The following is a 4115-nucleotide window of genomic DNA, read 5'->3' on the forward strand; positions in this document are numbered from 1 at the left end:
GCCGAGAGTGATGAATATTTCCAGTCTCGCCCAGCAGCCTCCAGAATTGGTGCTTGGGCATCACCTCAAAGCGCTGAAATTCCGAATCGAGAATTTCTTGAAGAAGCTGAAAAGCGCTTCGCGGCCGACTTTGGAGATAAGCCTCCCAGACCCGATCATTGGGGAGGCTATCGCTTACGCCCTACTGAAATTGAATTCTGGCAAGGACGACCATCGCGCTTGCATGACCGCATTCACTATCAACTCGATGGGACTCAATGGCGTATTACTCGCCTAGCACCCTAAATGATTCGACCACACTTGACCTGATTGCTCTAGCGAAACTTCGGCGCAATCAGAGATTGAAACTTGGCTCTAAATTTAGCTAACTTAGGAGCAACAACTGCCCTGCAGTAACCCTGACCAGGATGCTGGCGGAAATAATCTTGGTGATAATCCTCGGCTGGATAAATAACGGGCGCAACATCAATTTGAGTCACTACTGGATTGGAGTAGATCCTCGCATCCTCCAACTCTTTGACCACCTCATGGGCAGTGACATTTTGACTTTCACTGTGAGTAAAAATCACTGATCGGTATTGAGTACCATGATCATTACCCTGATAGTTCAAGGTAGTGGGATCATGAATAACAAAAAAGATTTCCAATAAATCACGATGAGACACTATCGTCGGATCGAAATAGACATCAACGATTTCAGCATGGCCGGTTTGACCTGAGCAAACGGATTCATAATCGGGATTAGCTAACGCCCCTCCCGCGTACCCCGAAACTACAGCGCTGACACCTATGATTTGCTGGTAAACCGCTTCCAGGCACCAGAAACAGCCACCACCTAAGGTGGCGCGCTCAAGAATGAGGTCATTTTTAAGGATAGTGTTGTTCATACCTTTATCCTAATACCTTATTCAATCATTTGCTTGCTTCACATAAAACCCCATGTCGATAAATCGTTTCACACTCCAATTAGACGAAATCAAGGCAGCCTACGCCGCAGAACCAAACCCCACAGTAGCGGTTCGCCTTGAACGAATTGGTCGAATTGAAAAAATGCTCGCCGCTAATGAAGAAAAGATCTGCAAAGTCTTAGCAGCAGATTTTGGTACTCGTCATTCGATTGAGAGTCGACTCCTAGAATTTCAGATGGTCTATCAGGCATGTAAACATGTCCGTAAGCATCTTAAAGAGTGGATGAAACCGCAACTAGTCTCAACACCAGCATTCTTGGGCTCCTCTCATGCATGGACACAAATGCAGTCCATGGGTGTGGTGGGCATCATGAGCCCCTGGAATTACCCGGTCCAACTAGCATTAGTTCCTGCTATTGCGGCTTTTGCGGCGGGTAATCGAGTTTGGCTCAAACCTTCAGAAAGAAGTTCACGCACTTCTGGATTCTTGGCAACATTAATTCAAGAGTATTTTCACCCGATCGAATTTTGTGTCACCGTTGGCGGCACTGAAGTTGCAGAATCTTTTGCAGCACTTCCATTCGATCATCTCTTCTTTACTGGCTCCAGCAACATTGGCAAGAGAGTGATGCGTGCTGCTGCAGACCATCTAACGCCAATCACTCTTGAGCTAGGCGGCAAATCGCCAGCGATTGTTGACCCATCTGCCAAAATGAATGATGCAGCCGCAAGTATTATTTACGGCAAATTAGTGAACGGTGGTCAAACCTGTATTGCTCCGGATTACGCCATAGTTCACTCAAGTGTTAGCGAAACCTTTATTCAAGAATTGCAAAATGCCGCTCAAGAACAATTTGCCAATCCGGAAGAATTCACAGGTGCAATTGATGAAAATCAGTTAGCACGTTGGCATCAACTGGCTAAAGATGCAGTGAATCGCGGAGCAAAAGCGATTCCTTTGCTCTCTCCTTCTGGCAATCTTGGGCTGGCATTCATGCCTGTGGCACTCCTGAATGTTTCTGAAGATGCGCTCGTAATGAAAGAAGAGGTGTTTGGGCCAATTCTGCCAATCGTAACCATTAATGATCTTGATTCCATCATTCGCTATATCAATGAAGGGCCTAAGCCATTAGCCCTGTACTGGTTTGGTAAAGAGAAAAAGGTAATGCAGCGAATTCTCAATGAAACTCGTTCTGGTGGTGTAACAATCAATGACACCCTTTTGCATGCGGCAATAGAGGATTTACCTTTTGGTGGCATCGGCGGAAGTGGTATGGGTGCCTATCATGGCAGAGCAGGTTTTGATGCATTCAGTCATCGCAAATCCGTCTTAGAGGTTCGCGGCTTCTTGGGTCTCAAGTTCTTAGGTGGAACCAAATTGGCAAGGCCACCTTATCGCAAGGGTGTTGAGCGCTTATTACGCTGGCTCAAATAAATACTATCGCTGGGTTCAGGGCTAGAGCAATAGCTTTGTAGCAAATCCGACTAAAAGTATCCCAACGACAATCCAAAGAATCGCAGCATAGCGAGAGTGCTTTTTAAAGAAGCCCAAAAAATATTGTCCTAAAAATATCAAACCAGTCAAGTAAGTCATGCTGACCAGCTGTAGCACAACAGCAAGATACAAAAAGGTGTGAGCAGGATGCGCGTAGCCCGGTTGAATGAACTGCGCAAAAAATGAAACAAAGAAAAAGATCGCCTTGGGATTAGTTAAGGACAATGTCAACGAAGCAACCAAGGGGTGCACTGAGCTTAAATAATGCGCTCCGACATCTTTAGTAACAACGGATTGATCTCCACGCCAACGCCGCATTCCATCTCGTATGAACCCATAACCCATCCATGCCAAATAAGCGGCACCTAGCAAACGTATGAAGTTAAATGTGGATGGCGATGAGTTGAGTAAGGTAGCGGCTCCTAGAGCAACACCCATCATCAGAATGGCATCACCAATAAAAATCCCGAGCGATGCCCACGCTCCCGCACGCCAACCTTTAAGTGAAGCAATCGTTAATACATACAGAGAATTTGGGCCGGGAAATAAGATGGTAAAAATCACGCCCAGCAAATAGGTGGGGAAGTCGACGATGCCAACACTTGAAGGAGAAATAAACCAATTCATCAGCCCATCATAATTAAATTCGGGAAAACCCTTGTAATTGGCTCCTCAAAATGCCATAATGGGGAGCTTTTTAAAGCAATTTGATTCATCGCCCCCCAGCTATATTTCAGCGCATCGTTTAGAAGTCATAAACACCGAAGTTAAAAATCGCGCTGCCGCCTGTCTGATGGTCGATGCCTTTGACCATCACACTCAATAAAAAACAGAGAGTGTATACACGGAGACATCCCTTGAAAGGGATGTGTAATAGCATGACTTTTTCTAAAGAAACCAATCCATCTGGAAATGATTTCCAGAATTTCGCCCTCGCGGCGCCACTCCTTAAAAACGTTGCTGAACTGGGTTATACCCAAGCCACTGAAGTGCAAGCTCAGGTTATCCCTGCGGCTCTCGCTGGCGGTGACTTATTAGTCAGCAGCCAAACTGGTAGCGGTAAAACCGCAGCCTTTTTATTACCCTTGATTAATCAACTGATCGAAGACAACCCAAACGGCTCACCTGTACCAGGTCGCGCACAACCTAAAGTGTTGGTGCTCTGCCCTACTCGTGAATTAGCTCAACAGGTTGCCGCAGATGCAGTGAACTTAGTTCGCGGCATGAAAGGTATCCGTATTGCAACCGTCATGGGCGGCATGCCTTATGGCAAGCAAATCCAAGCCCTGAAAGGCGCATTGTTAGTTGTCGCAACCCCTGGTCGCTTGCTCGACCTGACTGACAGCAAAGCAATTCGCTTAGATGACGTTAAGCAACTCGTTATCGATGAAGCCGATCGCATGCTCGACATGGGATTTGCTGATGATCTCGAAGCTATTGATAAGCGTTGCGCTGGTCGCACCCAAACTTTGATGTTCTCTGCAACTTTTGCACCAAAGATTATGTCTTTGGCTAATGAGTTAACCACTAACGCTAAGCGTATTGAGCTTGCACATGCTGGTGAAAAGCACGCGAACATTGAACAGAAGCTGCACTGGGCTGACAGCATGTCACACAAGCATAAATTGCTTGAGCACATTTTGGCTGATGCCTCTTTGGATCAAGCAGTTGTGTTTGCAAGCACTCAAGTTGAAAGTGAAAAAATTGCTGAC

Annotated in this window: 5 protein-coding genes; 3 read left to right on the forward strand and 2 right to left on the reverse strand. The window is 46.2% G+C overall.

Features of this window, described 5'->3' with window-relative positions:
• On the forward strand, positions 1-285 hold a 285-nt coding region (locus B7X71_RS12870), incomplete at its 5' end, for a pyridoxal 5'-phosphate synthase (RefSeq protein WP_293600942.1).
• A gap of 29 nt (positions 286-314) precedes the next feature.
• Here the strand turns inward: B7X71_RS12870 and msrA are convergent.
• Positions 315-887 (reverse strand): peptide-methionine (S)-S-oxide reductase MsrA, encoded by a 573-nt coding sequence (msrA, locus tag B7X71_RS12875; protein ID WP_293600943.1) that lies wholly within the window; start codon positions 885-887, stop codon positions 315-317.
• A gap of 52 nt (positions 888-939) precedes the next feature.
• Between msrA and B7X71_RS12880 the strand changes: the two genes are divergently transcribed.
• Positions 940-2343, forward strand: a complete 1404-nt coding sequence (locus B7X71_RS12880) for an aldehyde dehydrogenase family protein (protein ID WP_293600944.1) — start codon at positions 940-942, stop codon at positions 2341-2343.
• Between the two features lie 21 nt (positions 2344-2364).
• On the opposite strand, the gene leuE is transcribed toward B7X71_RS12880, so the two are convergent.
• Entirely contained in the window at positions 2365-3030 is a 666-nt protein-coding gene (gene leuE / locus B7X71_RS12885; RefSeq protein ID WP_293599110.1) for a leucine efflux protein LeuE, read from the reverse strand.
• 251 nt (positions 3031-3281) lie between these two features.
• Here leuE and B7X71_RS12890 point away from each other — a divergent pair.
• The coding region (locus B7X71_RS12890) for a DEAD/DEAH box helicase (RefSeq protein WP_293600945.1) at positions 3282-4115 on the forward strand (834 nt) is incomplete at its 3' end.

It is taken from the genome of Polynucleobacter sp. 39-46-10, from assembly GCF_002282275.1.

Excerpts from the sequence above, each read along its gene's own strand:
- msrA (WP_293600943.1), bottom strand. The coding sequence starts at position 887 with ATGAACAACACTATCCTTAAAAATGACCTCATTCTTGAGCGCGCCACC.
- B7X71_RS12880 (WP_293600944.1), top strand. The coding sequence starts at position 940 with ATGTCGATAAATCGTTTCACACTCCAATTAGACGAAATCAAGGCAGCC.
- leuE (WP_293599110.1), bottom strand. The coding sequence starts at position 3,030 with ATGAATTGGTTTATTTCTCCTTCAAGTGTTGGCATCGTCGACTTCCCC.